A 16,165-nucleotide genomic window follows, 5' to 3' on the forward strand; every position below is an offset into this window, starting at 1 on the left:
AAACTTGTTTTTACAGGTGAGGTTTTGATCACGTTTTGTCATGGCCTGTAGATGTTTTAAGCAGTCAGTGTCATTTTGAGGAAAATTGCTGAAAATCACTTGCGTTAGAGGTCAGAATCCGTAATATACGCATCCGTTGACGGGCAATAGTCCAAACAACATCTCGGTGAATAGCGCAGCTTGGTAGCGCATCTGGTTTGGGACCAGAGGGTCGGGGGTTCGAATCCCTCTTCACCGACCATATTAAGAGAAAGGCTCTGCAGAAATGCAGAGCCTTTTTCGTTTGTTTGAAGAGAACATATAGTCGGGGGCTGGAGCGCCAGTCCGATCGAATTCCTCTTCACCGACCATATTAAAGAAAGCCGCAATAGAAATATTGCGGCTTTTTTGCGTCTACGGTTTGATGAATTGCTTGCGCACTATGGTCGGGGTCTGGAGCGCCAGTCCGATCGAATCTCTCTTCACCGACCATATTAAGAGAACATATAGTCGGGGCCTGGAGCGCCAGTCCTATAGAATCGCTAAGTTGAGCTACAGCTTAAAATCGCACTTAGCGGCTTGGCTTTTTGATCTTTGGGTTACTTTGAATCCATTTTGTTTCAGAAGCGCTATTAGGTTTTGCTCCCCTACTAGGTGTAAAGCGCCTACGACCACTAGGTAATTACCATTTTTCTTAGGTAATAGCTTTTGTTCGGTCAATTTTGTTGCCCAGTCTCGATTGCGATCAGTGATTAATGCGCGCTCAAATTCGGGGGACATTTCGACCATTTTGGCTACTTTGCTAAGTTTATCTGCATCGCCTTTCTTCCAACTCTCAACCAAGCAGTGCGTCACGTCTTCTGAATAATCAAACTCATCTATCATGCTGATCAACAGCTCTTCACCATCATTTTCTTGTGTCGCGATTAAGTCGATTTGGAACTGTAATGTTTCAAGGCTGAGCACTGGCTTGTTCAAGGCAGAGGCTTGGTTAAGTAGCCAAATATCAATGCCCTTGTCTGCCTGATAGCCAAGGTAGTCAAATTGCTTCATTTGAACCGCTAGTGCGGTTGCCCATGGTGGGCTTTGCAATAGCTGTGCGCTGTTTAACTCCAGTAGGCTGGCAATGCCTGACAATTCTTTCTGCTGTTTTGGGCTAAGTACATCTTGGCTGGTTAACTGCGAGCGAGGGTAGGTGACGTCAGAATTATTGCGTATATCTGTTTCAACGATTAACCCGTCTGAGTGTTTTAAATACGTGGTGATGTTACTAGGAAGAGGGTGCATGCTGTCATCACCAACGTGCATTGAACCGAGAATGAGGTAGTTCAGCTTTCCTTTGCTTGCTTGCCAATAAAGAGGTTCTGCCAATGCAGAGAAAGAAATGATGAGCGAGAAGAAGAGTGCGATGGTTCTTTGCATAGTAGTTTCCAGTTCAAGGCTTAGAGAAGCAGCTATAAGAATGAATCTAATCGTTTAAAAGTCCAATACTTCGCAACAAAACGTGATTTTACTCGAATTGATTCATGACGGAAATTAAGCCGGAGGAATAATAAACTAATTTCTCGATGTGAAATAACTCGCAAATTTCTTAGCTATAGATAAAAAAATACCCAGCCGAAGCTGGGTATTTTTAAGAACTAGAGTGTGATTATGCAAGCTGTGCTTGTTGCTCCTCAATTTGCTCTTCGGTGCTGATTGGTGTTTCTGCGCCATGCATCCAGCGTACTAGCGTATTAGAGAACATCAGTAGTAAAATACCAGAGACCGTTGCACTCACAGCGATACCACCAAAGATAGACATTGCGCCTAATTCACCTACATGAGAGCCAATATAACCAGCCACATAGTTAGCGATAGCATTAAAGCCAAACCATGCACCCATCATTAGTGATGCTAAACGAAGCGGTGCTAGCTTGGTCACCAGTGATAGGCCAATTGGTGATAGGCATAGCTCACCCAATGTATGGAAGAAGAACGCACCAACTAACCAAAGCATTGAGGTTTTCACGCTAGTGTCACCGCCTTGCTCCATTACTGCGCCAACCATGCACAAGAAGCCAAGCGCTAAAAAGAATAGGGCTAGAGCGAATTTCACTGGAGAGTTCGGCTCACGTTTACCCAGTTTCACCCAGAAGGCAGCAAGCAAAGGTGCCAAAGTGATGATGAAGAACGGGTTCAGTGATTGGAACCATGCTGCTGGCACTTCAAAACTGCCAATCATACGGTCTGTGTATTGTTGAGTGTAGATGTTCATCAGGCCGCCAGCTTGTTCAAAACCAGCCCAAAATACGATAACAAATAGGCCCATTACCATGATCACTTTTAAGCGATCGATTTCTTGTTTAGTTAGTGGCTGTGTTAGTTGATTATTTTTTCCGGCAAGATCGCGCTTAGCTGCAGGGATAGTACCAATATCACCAAGCCAAGATTGGGCGAGGCTCATTTGCATCACTAAGCTAATGACCATACCGATACCCGCAGTGATAAAGCCAGCTTTCCAGCCGAATTCGCCAGTCACAGAACCAGCAACAAAACCTGCCAACAATGCGCCTAAGTTAATACCCATGTAGAAGATGGTAAAAGCACCGTCTCGGCGGTTGTCGCCTTCTTGGTATAGGTCGCCTACCATTGTTGAGATGTTTGGTTTAAATAGACCATTACCGGCAATAAGTAGCGCTAGACCTAGGTAGAAAGAGTGGTGAAGTGACAGACCCAGCATGTCCGCAGGGATCGCCAGCGTAAACTGGCCAATTGCCATCAAAGCGCCACCTAATAGAATCGAACGGCGTTGGCCTAAATAGTTATCCGCCAGCCACCCACCGACGAGCGGTGTAACGTAGACGAGTCCAGTATAGATGCCATAGAGATCCAGAGCATCTTTAGTAGACCAGCCCATACCGCCATTGATTGTGGTATCAGTTAGGTAAAGTACCAAAATTGCGCGCATTGCGTAGTAAGAAAAACGCTCCCAAAGTTCAGTTCCGAACAGAAGGAACAAGCCACGAGGGTGGCCGAAAAATTGTTGATGTTGTGTTGACATAAATTTTACTAATGAGATTGATTAAAGGATTTTATGTTGGAATAGCTATACATCTTGGATAAAGCTAATGCAAACGATAAATTTTGCGGATGAATTGAGATTTCGTGGTAAGTGTTTGATTTTAGTCTGTAATGGTGGTTTTTGTGGCGGCAATTTTACGTGTAACAAACTAAGATTTCAAATTTGGCATTTATTTATAAATCGCTCAAATTCTCACTAGATAAGAAAAAAGGACGCCGTGGCGTCCCTTTGATTTAAATATGAACAGAGGCTTAGTAAGCGTCGTTGTGAACCGCTTTAACAGCACGGCCAGAAGGGTCTGTGTTGTTTTTGAACGACTCATCCCATTCAATCGCTTTTGCTGAAGAACAAGCGACAGAAGGGCCACCCGGTACACACTCTGCGGCTGATGGCAGTGGGAACAACTCTTCAAAGATTTCGCGGTATACATAACCTTCTTTGGTTGTTGGTGTGTTGTAAGGGAATCGGTAAGCGGCCGTCTCTAGCTGTTGCTCAGTCACTTTTGCCTCAGCGACTTCTTTCAGTGTATCAATCCAGCTGTAGCCCACGCCGTCTGAGAATTGCTCTTTTTGACGCCATGCGATCGACTCTGGCAGGTAATCTTCAAAACACTCGCGAAGGATATGTTTTTCCATTTTGCCATTGCCACACATCTTATCTGCTGGGTTTAGGCGCATTGCGACGTCAATGAACTCTTTATCCAAGAATGGTACACGACCTTCAACACCCCAAGCGGCCAATGATTTGTTTGCGCGAGCACAGTCAAACATGTTAAGAGCTAGCAGTTTACGTACTGTCTCTTCGTGGAACTCTTGCGCGTTTGGTGCTTTATGGAAGTATAAGTAACCGCCAAAGATTTCATCTGCACCTTCGCCTGATAATACCATCTTGATGCCCATGGCTTTGATTTTACGACCTAGCAGGAACATTGGTGTTGAAGCACGGATAGTGGTGACGTCATACGTTTCAATGTGGTAAATAACGTCACGAATCGCATCTAGACCTTCTTGAATGGTATAGGTCATTTCATGGTGCACAGTACCAATTTGATCGGCCACTTCGCGGGCTGCTTTTAGATCCGGAGCGCCTTCAAGACCAATTGCAAAGGAGTGAAGCTGTGGCCACCATGCCTCTGATTTCTCATCATCTTCGATACGCATAGCGGCAAAACGTTTCGCTACTGCTGATGTGATAGATGAATCTAGACCACCCGATAGAAGCACCCCGTAAGGTACGTCAGTCATTAGCTGGCGTTTTACTGCAGCTTCAAGTGCGGCGGTCAGTTCTTCTTTGCTTGAAAGGTTGTCCTGAACCGCTGCGTATTCGTTCCAATCGCGGATGTAGTAACGCTGGGGTTCAGCATCTGCGCTGCTGTAGTGACAACCAGGAGGGAACTCGCTCACTGTCTTACATACAGGAACCAGCGCTTTCATTTCTGAAGCCACATAGTAGTTACCGTGCTCATCATAACCTTGGTAAAGCGGAATGATACCAATGTGGTCACGGCCTACTAGGTAAGTATCTTTTTCTTCATCGTATAATACGAATGCGAAGATACCGTTAAGCTCTTCAAGCAGCGCTTCACCCATATCTTGGTATAGCGCGAGGATAACTTCACAGTCTGAATCAGTTTGGAAGTCGTATTTACCTTCGTAACGAGCGCGAATTTCTTTGTGGTTATAGATTTCGCCGTTTACAGCCAGTATGTGTTTTTTATTTGGGCTATAGATTGGCTGAGCGCCACTATTTAGACCCACAATCGCTAAACGCTCATGCGCTAAGATCGCGTTATCTGATGAGTAGATACCTGACCAATCTGGGCCACGGTGACGAAGTTTCTTAGACATCTCTAGCGCAATAGGGCGCAACTGAGCGGCATCACTTTTTATATCCAAAATGCCAAAAATAGAACACATACCAATCCCTTTTTTAAACTGTATTTATCTCTTGAGTTCAAATTTGCCATTATGGTTAAAAAAATCAACCGCTATCGATAAAAAAAATGACTAAACAGTGAATGCATTAAATAATATTTAATATATCTTCTAATGATTAAAAAAAATCCACCATTTGGTGGATTTTGATTCAATATCGATGAGTTTTGGACAACGTTTAAGGTTTCTGGAAGTTAGGTTTTAGCTGGTCACATACATTATTTGCAAAACCAGCACCCGCTTCGCTGTAGATGTTAAAGGCAGCATCGACCCCTTTCTCAAGCAAAATGTCCATTTGATCTTGGTATTCGGCAATGGCGGCGATTTGGCCTTTAAAGTTGCGAGACTGCAGCTGCTCAAGCGCCACTTGGTTACCTTGGTGATGAGGCATGGCAAGTAGCACAAGTTTGACATGAGCGGTGTCTAAGATTCGTTCCCAAAAATCAGGGTCAGTAGCATCGCCTTGAATGACATTACGGCCTTCTTCACGATGCAGTTTCGCTGCGTCATCACGCACTTCTATGCCTAAGCTAATGTTGCCGTAATTACTGATCAGTTCGTCGTACGCACCTGTACCAATGCGGCCCATGCCTAAGATCAGCACTTGAGCACTGCCCGGGTTGATGAGCTGATCTCTTTGATTGAGCTTTTCAGCAGCGTGTTCTTTTAGCCAACGACTGGAACGCTGATAGAGTTCGTGACCTTTGCGATTAAGTGGCGCGGCAAGAACGAAAGAAATAGAAACGGCAATTGCCAAGGCGACTAAAATATCACCACCCATCCAGCCCATCTTAAAGGCTAGACCGCCAACAATTAGACCAAATTCACTGAAGTTAAACAGGCTTAAAGAGGCGAGTAGGGAAGTACGAACGCGGAACTTAAAGTTGTTCAGTACTAAGAAGTACAAAATGCCTTTAAGCGGGAGCAGTAATAGGAAAATTAAAGCCAGCGCTAAACCAGAAAGCGTTGGTTGCTCAGATAAGCCGATATTTAAGAAGAAGCAGACTAAGAACAGTTCTTTAAGGTTGAATAACGATTTAGATAACTCCGAGGCTTTTTTGTGGCCGGCGAGTAACATACCTAAGATCAGAGCGCCCAAATCGGCCTTCATACCGACAAGTTCAAACAAACCTGCACCCACAACTAAAGCGAAGAAAATACCGAACAGAACCAACATTTCGCCGTGGCCTACCCAGTCTAAAAGTTTGTAGAACAAAGGGCGGAGTAGCGGTAGGGCAAATAGGGCTATGGCGTACCACTCGGGTAGCTTACCTGTTGAGGCGGTAAGAAATACTACAGCAAAGATATCTTGCATAACCAAGATACCGATAGCAATGGTGCCGTAAGTGGCGTTCATTTCGCCTTTTTCTTGTAGAGACTTAACGGCAAAAACGGTACTAGAGAACGAAAGAGCAAAACCGAGCAGAACAACTTGGTCGACACTCATTGAGGCCAGTGCACCAACACCCAGTACTTTTAAACACAAAAGCGCTCCCGCAAAAAGAGCGGTAGATAATAAGTTGTGAACGGTTGCGCCTGCCCAAATCTCTTTAGAAAGTAGGGTTTTGACATCCAGTTTTAAGCCAATGGTGAACAACAGCAGGGTAACACCAAGGTCAGCAAGGGTAACGATAGTGTCGTTGGATTGAAAGCCAGCAGCGTGTAAACCAAAACCAGCCAGCAAAAAGCCGACTAAAGGCGGTAAGTTGCATTTGAGCGCGATAAAACCAGCCACAAATGCCGCAGTAATTAACAAGAGTTCCATATTGAAAATGTTCTGTCCTAAATAGAGTAAGGGCCATGTCTTTCGACATAGCCCCGTATTCTAACTCAACTAATTGCTTAAACGATCAGTCTTCGAGTAATTTTTGTAACAAAACGCCGTTTAACATCGCACGTTTAATCATCGCAAAGGCGCTTAACGTCGGCTTAACGTCGATTTCCGATGCCACAATTGGCAAGCCACTATGGAAGGTCGTTAAAGACTGGTTTTCTACGTTACGACGAATTGCTGGGAACAAAATTTCTTCACAGCGCGTGATATCACCTGCAATGATTACTTTCTGTGGGTTAAACAGGTTGATGGTGATAGCGATAGCCTTACCTAACTGGTTACCCACACGAACTAAGCTCTGTTTAGCCAGCTCATCACCCATGTTTGCTTGGTCGCACACATCTTTGATGGTGATGCTAGGCAGTTCAGTCAGGCTAGATTCATAGCCTTGCGCAATCAGTTTTTTCACACGTTCGACAATCGCTGGGTTAGCGGCAACCGTCTCTAGACAACCAAAGTTGCCACACTGGCATTGCTCGCCTAGAGGATCAATTTGAATATGGCCAATCTCACCTACGTTGCGGTTAAAGCCTAAGAAAACTTGGCCATTGACGATAATACCTGCGCCCGTTCCGCGGTGAACGCTTACCAGGATAGAATCTTGGCAATCTTTGCTCGCGCCAAAGTAATGCTCAGCTAAGGCCATGCCGCGAACATCGTTACCAACGAAGCATTGTACGTGGAAGGTGTTACGGATGAGATCGCCCAGAGCTAGATTATCTACATTGATATTTGGCATGTATTCAACCACGCCAGTTTCAGGATTGATTAAACCAGGTAGCGCGACACCAATGGCAATCAGTTGATTGATTGTCGTTTGGTGATTTTGAATAAAGGTTTTGAGGAACAGAATAAGACCATCAACCAATTCACCCTGAGTGGTGTAGTAAAACTCTTGGTAATCAGAGCTAAGCTCTTTACCACCAAGGTCAAACAGACTGATTTGAATGTAGTCTCGTCCTAAACGAACAGCGACCGAGTGGAAAGGTTCCACCTCGGTCGTCAGGGAAATTGCGCGTCGACCACCGGTCGAGGCTTGTTGCGCGACCTCTTTAATCAGGCCGCGCTCGAGTAATTGGCGGGTTATTTTAGTGACGCTAGCTGGGGCGAGTTGACTGACGTCTGCCACTTGAATCCTAGAGATAGGACCTTGCTGGTCAATCAGTCTATATACTGCCGCGCTATTCAGTTGTTTGACTAAATCTACGTTACCTATTTGTCCGCCATTCATTCTACACTTGCTCGTATTGTCCGTTAACAACATTCGCCTGAACGTTGAAGTCACGGTCAAAAACAGTCAGGTTGGCAACCATGCCTTTTTTGATTAGGCCTAGTTTATCTTCAACACCGATTGCTTTCGCGGCATACAAAGTTGCCATACGAAGTGCTTCGTCCAGAGCGATACCGACGTGCTCAACAGTGTTTTGTACTGCTTCAATCATTGTTAGTGCTGAGCCGCCAAGTGTGCCGTTTTCATCAACACACTTACCATCACGGTAATATACTTTCTTACCAACAAAAATAAAGTAATCCATGTCAGCGCCTGCAGGAGCTGTGGCATCGGTCACTAATACTAATTTTTCGCCCTTAATTTTGTGAGCAATTCTGATGTTAGCGTAGTCAACGTGGAAACCGTCAGCAATGATGCCAGCGTATACGTCTGGAGTATCATAAATCGCACCAACAACACCTGGTTCACGACCAACCATTGGTGTCATCGCATTGAATAGGTGAGTCGCGAAAGTAATGCCGTGTTCAAAGCTCTTACGTGCTTCTGCGTAAGTGGCATTAGTGTGGCCGATAGAAACAACGATACCCGCTGCTTTTAGGCGTTCGATGTGCGCAGGTTCATTGTGCTCTGGTGCTAGCGTTACTTTTGCAATAACGTCTGCGTTTTCGCACATGAAGTCGATCATGCTGTCATCTGATGGACGGATGTAATCAACGCTGTGAATACCTTTTTTCGCAACGTTAAGGTAAGGACCTTCAAGGTGCAGACCTAGCGATTGGTTTTTGTATTGCGCGTGGTAGTCACGAGCTGCAGCTACAGCTTGACGCATGTTCTCGTCTGATGACGTGATTAGCGTAGGTAGGAAACTAGTACAACCTGATTTTAGGTTAGCTTCGTGCATGATTTGCATTGTGTCTGCAGTGATTTCATCGTTTAGCATCACGCCGCCACAACCGTTTAACTGTAGGTCAATAAAACCAGGGCTCAGGTTTGCACCGTTAAGGTCGCGAGTTTCGATACCTTCAGGTAGCTCAGCTACTGGGCATACTGAATTGATGAGGTCATTCTTGATGATGACTGCGTGGTCAACGAGAACATCGTTACCGGTATAGATTTTACAGTTAGTTAGCGCATACATGATTAGCTAATCCTTATAAGTTAAGAGTCTTAAAACTTTATGGCCACCTGGGTTAATTTTACCCTAAAAACGACTTAATTTGAGCGTTTCAATTAGGTCGCGAAATATCTTTTGCAAACGAACTTTTCATATCCCATTACCCTTTAAATGTGTGGTTGGTCGCGAATCAAAAAGCGGCTTATTTATAAAACTAAAAAGAAACGCTAAAGCCTTATAGAAGCAATGTTTATGACTCATTCCACGTGGGTAACAATCGAGAGAATACTATCTCGTTGTGGTCATTTTTTTGAATTGTAAAATAAGTTTTATGATCTCGCTAGCAAAAACCTTCCATTCAACCCTTTTCTGGTGATTAGGATCACAAATGATAAGGTTTTAATTTGCGGAGCAAAATTAATGTCATAAACTGAGCTCGACTAAATTGAGCAACAAAAAAAAGTAGCTCGACCAAAATACAAATCCTATAGGGGGAACTTAAGGTGAATATTCTTGGATATGCACAGAAGCTAGGTAAAGCGCTTATGCTACCTATCGCAACGCTTCCAGTTGCGGCGCTTCTACTTCGTTTAGGTCAAGGCGACCTATTAGACATTCCGTTTATGGCACAAGCAGGTGGTGCTATCTTCGGTAACCTTCCACTGCTATTCGGTCTAGGTATCGCAATCGGTCTTTCTAAAGACGGTAACGGTGCAGCAGGCCTAGCTGGTGCAGTTGCGTACTTCGTACTAACAGCAACAGCAACAACAATTGACGCAAGTGTTAACATGTCATTCTTCGGCGGTATCATCGCTGGTATCATCGCGGGTCACTCTTACAACGCTTTCCACGCAACTCGTCTTCCAGAATGGCTAGCATTCTTCGCTGGTAAACGTCTAGTTCCTATCATGGCTGGTCTGTTTGCTCTAGTTGCAGGTGCTATCGGTGGTGTTGTATGGCCAACTATCCAAGGCGGTCTTGACGCTCTAGCACACGCTGTATCTACTTCAGGCGCTGTTGGTCAATTCGTTTACGGTACTCTTAACCGTGCACTTATCCCTGTAGGTCTACACCACGTATTGAACTCTTACTTCTGGTTCGGTATGGGTACTTGTCAAGAAATCGTAGTAGCTGGCGCTGCTGGTTTCGAAAACATCAAGCAACTTTGTGTTGACCCAACTCTAGCGAAAACTCTAGTAGTAGGCCAAGAGTACACATTTGAGTTTGCTAACTCTGTAACTCCTGAAATCACTGCAACTGTTAAAGAAGTAACTGAAACAGTTAAATCTGGTGACCTACACCGTTTCTTCGGCGGCGATAAGTCTGCTGGTGTATTCATGAACGGTTTCTTCCCAGTAATGATGTTCGGTCTACCTGGTGCTGCTCTAGCAATGTACCTAGCGGCTCCTGCTGAAAAACGCGGTCAAGTTGGTGGTGCACTATTCTCAGTAGCATTCTGTTCTTTCCTAACAGGTATCACTGAGCCACTAGAATTCATGTTCGTATTCCTAGCTCCTGCTCTATACGCAATGCACGCAGTATTTACAGGTCTATCGCTAGTAGTTGCTAACATGTTCGGTACGCTACACGGCTTCGGTTTCTCTGCTGGTCTAATCGACTACCTATTGAACTTCGGTCTAGCGACTAAGCCTCTACTACTAGGTGCAATCGGTCTTGGCTTCGGTGCTCTATACTTCTTCACATTTAGCTTCGCAATCCGCGCATTCAACCTGAAGTCGCCTGGTCGTGAAGATGACGACGAAGAAGCTGGTGCAACTGGTGAAGCTCCAAAAGGTGACCTTGCTCGTCAATACCTAAAAGCTCTAGGTGGTCACGAGAACCTAACTTCAATCGACGCTTGTATCACTCGCCTACGTCTTACTCTAAAAGACCGCTCTGTAGCTAACGAAGATGTTCTTAAGAAGCTTGGTGCGAAAGGTGTAGTTAAACTAGGTGAAAACAACCTTCAGGTTATCCTTGGCCCACTAGCTGAAATCGTTGCTGGCGAAATGAAAGCTATCGGTGCAAACGAAGACCTATCTGATGTAAAACTTCCATAATAACCAATAGTTAATATGTAAGTGTAAAAGCCTCCTTCGGGAGGCTTTTTTGCGTTTGCAGCAAAGAAAATAACAGGGCGGTTAATTTAGCATCAATAGGGCGTGATTATTTCTCAATAAAAGCGCGGTTGTTGTTGTGTCTTGATAAAGAATTGTGGATGATTAGAGTCAATATGCTCTAATCGGCAGAATTGCCCGTTGGAGCCATTTTTCTCTGACAATACTAAAATAATTGAGGTGCTATAGATGAGTGAAGCTGAGGCTCGTCCATCGAACTTTATTCGCCAAATCATTGATAAAGATTTAGCGGATGGTACACACACAAGCGTGCATACTCGTTTCCCGCCAGAGCCAAACGGCTATCTGCATATCGGTCACGCTAAGTCAATTTGCTTAAACTTTGGTATTGCTCAGGACTATCAAGGTAAGTGTAATCTTCGTTTTGATGACACTAACCCAGAAAAAGAAGACGTAGAATACGTTGAGTCAATTAAGAATGATGTGAGCTGGTTAGGCTTCGAGTGGGATGGTGACGTATGTTACTCATCAAACTACTTCGACAAGCTATACGAGTACGCAGTGGAATTAATTAACAAAGGCTTAGCGTACGTTGAAGAGCTAAGTCCTGAGCAGATCCGCGAGTACCGTGGCACACTTACCCAACCAGGTAAGCCGAGCCCATACCGCGATCGTACACCTGAAGAAAACCTAGCGCTGTTTGAAAAAATGCGTGATGGTGGCTTCGAAGAAGGTAAAGCGTGTCTACGTGCTAAGATTGACCTAGCGTCATCGTTCATCGTGCTACGTGATCCAGTGCTTTACCGTGTGCGTTTTGCTGAGCATCACCAAACGGGTGACAAGTGGTGCATTTACCCAATGTACGACTTCACGCACTGTATCTCGGATGCGCTAGAGGGCATCACGCACTCTATCTGTACGCTTGAGTTCCAAGACAACCGTCGTCTATACGATTGGGTTCTAGACAACATTACTATTGATTGTCAGCCTCGTCAGTACGAGTTTAGTCGTCTAAATCTTGAGTATACGGTGATGTCTAAGCGTAAGCTAAACCAACTTGTGACTGAGAAATTGGTTGATGGCTGGGATGACCCGCGTATGCCAACTATCTCTGGCCTACGTCGTCGTGGCTTTACCTCTGCATCTATTCGCGAGTTCTGTAAGCGTATTGGTGTGACCAAGCAAGACAACATGATCGAGATGGGTTCTTTAGAATCTTGTATCCGTGATGACTTGAACGAAAATGCACCACGTGCAATGGCTGTGCTTGATCCGGTTAAGATCGTAATTGAAAACTACGCAGAAGGTCAGGTTGAAACGCTATCTGTGGCAAATCATCCAAACAAACCGGAAATGGGTTCACGTGAAGTTCCATTTACCCGTGAAGTATGGATTGAGCGTGAAGACTTCCGTGAAGAAGCGAACAAGAAGTACAAACGCCTAGTGCTAGGTAAAGAAGTACGTCTGCGCGGTGCTTACGTAATCAAAGCTGAACGTATTGAAAAAGATGCAGAAGGCAACATTACTACGATTTTCTGTAGCTACGATGCAGATACGCTAGGTAAGAACCCAGCTGACGGTCGTAAAGTGAAAGGTGTTATTCACTGGGTATCGGCTGACAAAGGTCTACCTGCTGAGATTCGTCTATACGATCGCCTGTTTACAGTGCCAAACCCAGCGGCAGCGGATAACTTTGCAGAAACCATTAACCCAGAGTCACTCGTAGTGCTTAATGGCTTTGTTGAGCCAAGCCTAGCTCAAGCAGAAGCTGAGAAAGGCTTCCAGTTTGAGCGTATGGGTTACTTCTGTGCGGATAAGAAAGACTCACCTGCGGAGAGTCTAGTATTCAACCGCACTGTTGGCTTACGTGATACGTGGGCTAAGATTGAAGCAAAATAGTTTCACTGTGTAGTGAATAGTTAAAACAAAAATGCCAGTCACTAGACTGGCATTTTTTTTATGCTGAACTTTGGAAAGTACAGAGAAAGAAAAAGCGCCACTAAAGGGCGCTTTTTGTTATTTCTTTGCTTTGTGAGCGTTAGGGTCGTCTTTACACGTTCCGTCGCCACATTTGCCGTATAGGTATAGGCTGTGGTTGGTTAGCGTCACATTGTATTTTGCTGCGATTTCGCGTTGACGCTCTTCAATTACGGCGTCTGAAAACTCGATAACTTCGCCACAATCTAGACATACTAGGTGATCATGGTGGTGTTGAGTTGAAAGCTCAAATACTGACTTACCGCCTTCGAAGTGGTGGCGAGTCACAATGCCTGCGTCATCAAATTGGTTTAATACTCGATACACAGTAGCTAAACCGATCTCTTCACCTAGGTCGATCAGTTTTTTATACAGCTCTTCAGCACTGATGTGTTGGCATTCAGGGTGCTGTAGTACTTCTAAAATTTTTAGTCTTGGTAATGTTACCTTAAGACCAGCATCCTTTAGCGCTTGGTTATTGTCTGACATATACTTTCCCGTTGATGATCTGCAGCATTTAAACAGAATTCAATATTCATACCATTATAGGGCAGGTGGGCTAAACAATAAACCACGAACTTCAAGGGGTTAATTATTTTTTTATAAACATGTGTACTGTCACGGACTTTTCTGGTATGACCAGTTACAATTTATTAACTTAATGAGTCTTTTTTGCAAAGGAAATGCATGAGTTCTTTATTTTCAAAGATTTACAAACCAAGGGTTGTGAGGTTTGCGTTAAATAGTTGGCCGCCATTTTGGGGCGCGGGAATAAAAATCGTTTCGATTAGCCGAGATTTCCGCCAAGTGAAAATGAAGCTGAAATTGCGCTGGTGGAACAAAAATGCCAATAGAACTCAATATGGTGGCAGTATTTTTTCTGTGACGGATCCTGTTTACTCCTTGATGCTGATGGGCATTTTAGGCGAGCAATATTATGTGTGGGACAAAGAGGCTAGCATTAACTTTATTAGGCCGGGAAAAGGGGATTTATTCGCGGATTTTGAACTGAGTAGTGCTCAACTGGATGAGATATATCAACAAACCAGCAACGGAGATAAGAGCTTCCCCGAGTTTGTGATTCACGTAAAAGATGCAAAAGGAGAAGTGGTGGCAGAAGTACAGCGCAAACTGTATGTACGCAAAAAACCGCAACACAGAACCGAAGCAGAGCAAGCAAATAGTTAATAAGCAAAAGTAACTGATACAAAAAAACCTCCACATGGGAGGTTTTTCTTCAGGAAGAAATTAATCTTCTAGCTCAGCTAGGCACATTTCTTCATGAATTTGTTTACACCAGTTACCAACGCGCTCGTCGGTTAGCTCTGGTTGACGGTCTTCATCAATACATAGACCAACAAACTGGCTGTCGTCGCCTTCTACAAGCGCTTTAGACGCTTCAAACTCGTAGCCTTCTGTTGGTGTGTAGCCAAGAATAGTGCCGCCTTTCGCTTCAACGATATCGCGAACGGTACCCATCGCATCACAGAAGTACTCTGCGTAGTCTTCTTGGTCGCCACAACCGAAAATAGCGACTAACTTAGTCGAGAAATCGATTTGCTCTAGCTCAGGGAAGAAGTCATCCCAATCACATTGAGCTTCACCGTAGTACCAAGTAGGGATACCTAGAAGCAGAAGATCAAAATTATCAATGTCTTCTTTGCTGCTCTTTGCAATGTCTTGTACGTGAACCAGTTGTTTACCTAGTTCTTTTTGAATCATCTTTGCAACAGCTTCAGTGTTACCTGTGTCACTACCAAAGAAGATACCTACACTTGCCATAGATTCGTTACCTTTAAATATTGTCTACTTAACAGCATCTTTGCGTGGGTTAGCCTAGGCCTCCCCCTTCCCAGCTCAACTGAATTATCCCTTTCGCGATGAATCCAGCGCACCCTAGGAAAAGAACCAACCATACTATTCTACGACCAAATGCGGGCACATTGCCTGCTTTGAGAACATCTTTTATCGCCATACCTATCAGAAAAAAGATAGCAGCGAAAAGAAGATCAAGGCCAATAGCCTCAAGCATGTTCATGTAGTCGTAAAGCATGGAATCCCTGTATGCTAATTTACTTGCGCCGAACTATACCACTGTTATCCGACAAAGTTAATGAGAGAGTATCTCACTTTGCTTCTGTGTAGAAAAATCGCATTTCCTCGAACGTTCTTAAACGGCTTTTAAGCCAAGAACTTTCGAATAGTGCGTAGCACTTCATCCGGTTTTTCAGCATGCAGCCAGTGTCCGGTGTTGGCAATGACATGCGCTTTTGCGTGTAAAAACTGCTGCTGAATGTCGTTTTGATGTTTGGCCAACAAATAATCGGAGTTTACCCCTTTTACGAATAAGGTCGGTGTCTCGATCTTGTTGATTGGCTGCCAGCCAAGGATTTCTGAGTAATTGTCCCCGAGAGATTCGACGTTAAAGCGCCAAGCGAGGTGCTCGCCGTTATTGTAAAGAGACTTTCCGAGAAATTGTCTCACGCCATCAAGCTCGATATGTTCAGCAAGAAGGTTTTGAGCATCTTTGCGATTGGTCGGTTTGACGGACTCAACGTTACGTAGGCCTGCAAAAACATTATCATGTCGGCTTTGTGAGTAATGAACGGGCGCCATGTCGAGTACAATCAGCTTATCAACCATGGGTTCGATCAGTTCCGCTAACTTCATTGCGACTTTACCGCCCATTGAGTGGCCAATTAAAGTGCAGCGCTGAATTGCCAAATGATCCAAAAGCGCTTTGACATCTTGAGCTTGCTCAAGATAGGTATGGCTCTTTGAATGGAAGGATTGACCATGGTTGCGAAGATCAATACTCAGCACTTGATGATCTTGTTTTAAGCTTCTTGCTAGCAAGCCAAGATTATCAAGATTACCGAATAATCCGTGGATCAATACTATGGTGTGACCCTCACCTTCTAGTTTGTAGTTGAGCAGTTGTGACATTTTATCTT

General features: G+C 44.4%; 13 protein-coding genes and 1 tRNA gene. 4 read left to right on the plus strand and 10 right to left on the minus strand.

Features of this window, described 5'->3' with window-relative positions; all coding sequences use genetic code 11:
• Nucleotides 1–164: 164 nt before the first annotated feature.
• A tRNA-Pro gene (locus OH461_RS12740) sits at nucleotides 165–241 on the plus strand.
• Between the two features lie 290 nt (nucleotides 242–531).
• Here OH461_RS12740 and OH461_RS12745 read toward each other — a convergent pair.
• The 6 genes from OH461_RS12745 to nagA all read right to left on the minus strand — a co-directional run bounded on the left by OH461_RS12745 (nucleotide 532) and on the right by nagA (nucleotide 9,180).
• On the minus strand, nucleotides 532–1,401 hold the full coding sequence (locus OH461_RS12745) for a TraB/GumN family protein (protein ID WP_270020990.1): 870 nt from the start codon (nucleotides 1,399–1,401) through the stop codon (nucleotides 532–534).
• Between the two features lie 229 nt (nucleotides 1,402–1,630).
• Complete coding sequence (locus tag OH461_RS12750) at nucleotides 1,631–3,022, minus strand: peptide MFS transporter (protein WP_270020991.1); 1,392 nt, start codon at nucleotides 3,020–3,022, stop codon at nucleotides 1,631–1,633.
• Nucleotides 3,023–3,294: 272 nt separating this feature from the next.
• A complete protein-coding gene (gene asnB, locus OH461_RS12755; protein ID WP_270020992.1) occupies nucleotides 3,295–4,959 on the minus strand; it encodes an asparagine synthase B in 1,665 nt (554 codons plus the stop codon).
• A 196-nt stretch (nucleotides 4,960–5,155) separates the two neighbouring features.
• Nucleotides 5,156–6,742: a cation:proton antiporter family protein gene (locus tag OH461_RS12760; RefSeq protein WP_270020993.1), complete on the minus strand. Its 1,587-nt coding sequence runs from the start codon at nucleotides 6,740–6,742 to the stop codon at nucleotides 5,156–5,158.
• 85 nt (nucleotides 6,743–6,827) lie between these two features.
• A complete protein-coding gene (nagC, locus tag OH461_RS12765) occupies nucleotides 6,828–8,042 on the minus strand; it encodes a DNA-binding transcriptional regulator NagC (protein WP_270020994.1) in 1,215 nt (404 codons plus the stop codon).
• Nucleotide 8,043: 1 nt separating this feature from the next.
• On the minus strand, nucleotides 8,044–9,180 hold the full coding sequence (gene nagA, locus OH461_RS12770; RefSeq protein ID WP_270020995.1) for an N-acetylglucosamine-6-phosphate deacetylase: 1,137 nt from the start codon (nucleotides 9,178–9,180) through the stop codon (nucleotides 8,044–8,046).
• Nucleotides 9,181–9,659: 479 nt separating this feature from the next.
• Here nagA and nagE point away from each other — a divergent pair, with 479 nt between their 5' ends.
• Together nagE and glnS are read left to right on the plus strand one after the other, a co-directional pair.
• Complete coding sequence (nagE, locus tag OH461_RS12775) at nucleotides 9,660–11,216, plus strand: N-acetylglucosamine-specific PTS transporter subunit IIBC (protein WP_270020996.1); 1,557 nt, start codon at nucleotides 9,660–9,662, stop codon at nucleotides 11,214–11,216.
• 246 nt (nucleotides 11,217–11,462) lie between these two features.
• Nucleotides 11,463–13,133 (plus strand): glutamine--tRNA ligase, encoded by a 1,671-nt coding sequence (gene glnS, locus OH461_RS12780; protein ID WP_270020997.1) that lies wholly within the window; start codon nucleotides 11,463–11,465, stop codon nucleotides 13,131–13,133.
• A 117-nt stretch (nucleotides 13,134–13,250) separates the two neighbouring features.
• Here the strand turns inward: glnS and fcrX are convergent, their stop codons facing one another.
• Nucleotides 13,251–13,700 carry a ferric iron uptake transcriptional regulator FcrX gene (gene fcrX / locus OH461_RS12785; protein WP_270020998.1) on the minus strand — a complete coding sequence of 150 codons (450 nt, stop codon included), beginning with the start codon at nucleotides 13,698–13,700 and terminating at the stop codon, nucleotides 13,251–13,253.
• Between the two features lie 198 nt (nucleotides 13,701–13,898).
• On the opposite strand from fcrX, the gene OH461_RS12790 reads away from it, so the two are divergent.
• Nucleotides 13,899–14,399, plus strand: a complete 501-nt coding sequence (locus tag OH461_RS12790) for a DUF4442 domain-containing protein (protein WP_270020999.1) — start codon at nucleotides 13,899–13,901, stop codon at nucleotides 14,397–14,399.
• Nucleotides 14,400–14,459: 60 nt separating this feature from the next.
• Here OH461_RS12790 and fldA read toward each other — a convergent pair whose 3' ends face one another.
• The 3 genes from fldA to OH461_RS12805 all read right to left on the minus strand — a co-directional run bounded on the left by fldA (nucleotide 14,460) and on the right by OH461_RS12805 (nucleotide 16,157).
• Nucleotides 14,460–14,993 (minus strand): flavodoxin FldA, encoded by a 534-nt coding sequence (gene fldA, locus OH461_RS12795; RefSeq protein WP_270021000.1) that lies wholly within the window; start codon nucleotides 14,991–14,993, stop codon nucleotides 14,460–14,462.
• 49 nt (nucleotides 14,994–15,042) lie between these two features.
• The gene (locus tag OH461_RS12800; protein ID WP_260259596.1) at nucleotides 15,043–15,264 is read right to left on the minus strand and encodes a DUF2788 domain-containing protein; all 222 of its coding nucleotides are present in this window, start codon (nucleotides 15,262–15,264) and stop codon (nucleotides 15,043–15,045) included.
• Between the two features lie 128 nt (nucleotides 15,265–15,392).
• On the minus strand, nucleotides 15,393–16,157 hold the full coding sequence (locus tag OH461_RS12805) for an alpha/beta fold hydrolase (RefSeq protein WP_270021001.1): 765 nt from the start codon (nucleotides 16,155–16,157) through the stop codon (nucleotides 15,393–15,395).
• Between the last annotated feature and the right edge of the window lie 8 nt (nucleotides 16,158–16,165).

It is taken from the genome of Vibrio sp. LaRot3 (genome assembly GCF_027587025.1).
GTDB lineage: Bacteria > Pseudomonadota > Gammaproteobacteria > Enterobacterales > Vibrionaceae > Vibrio.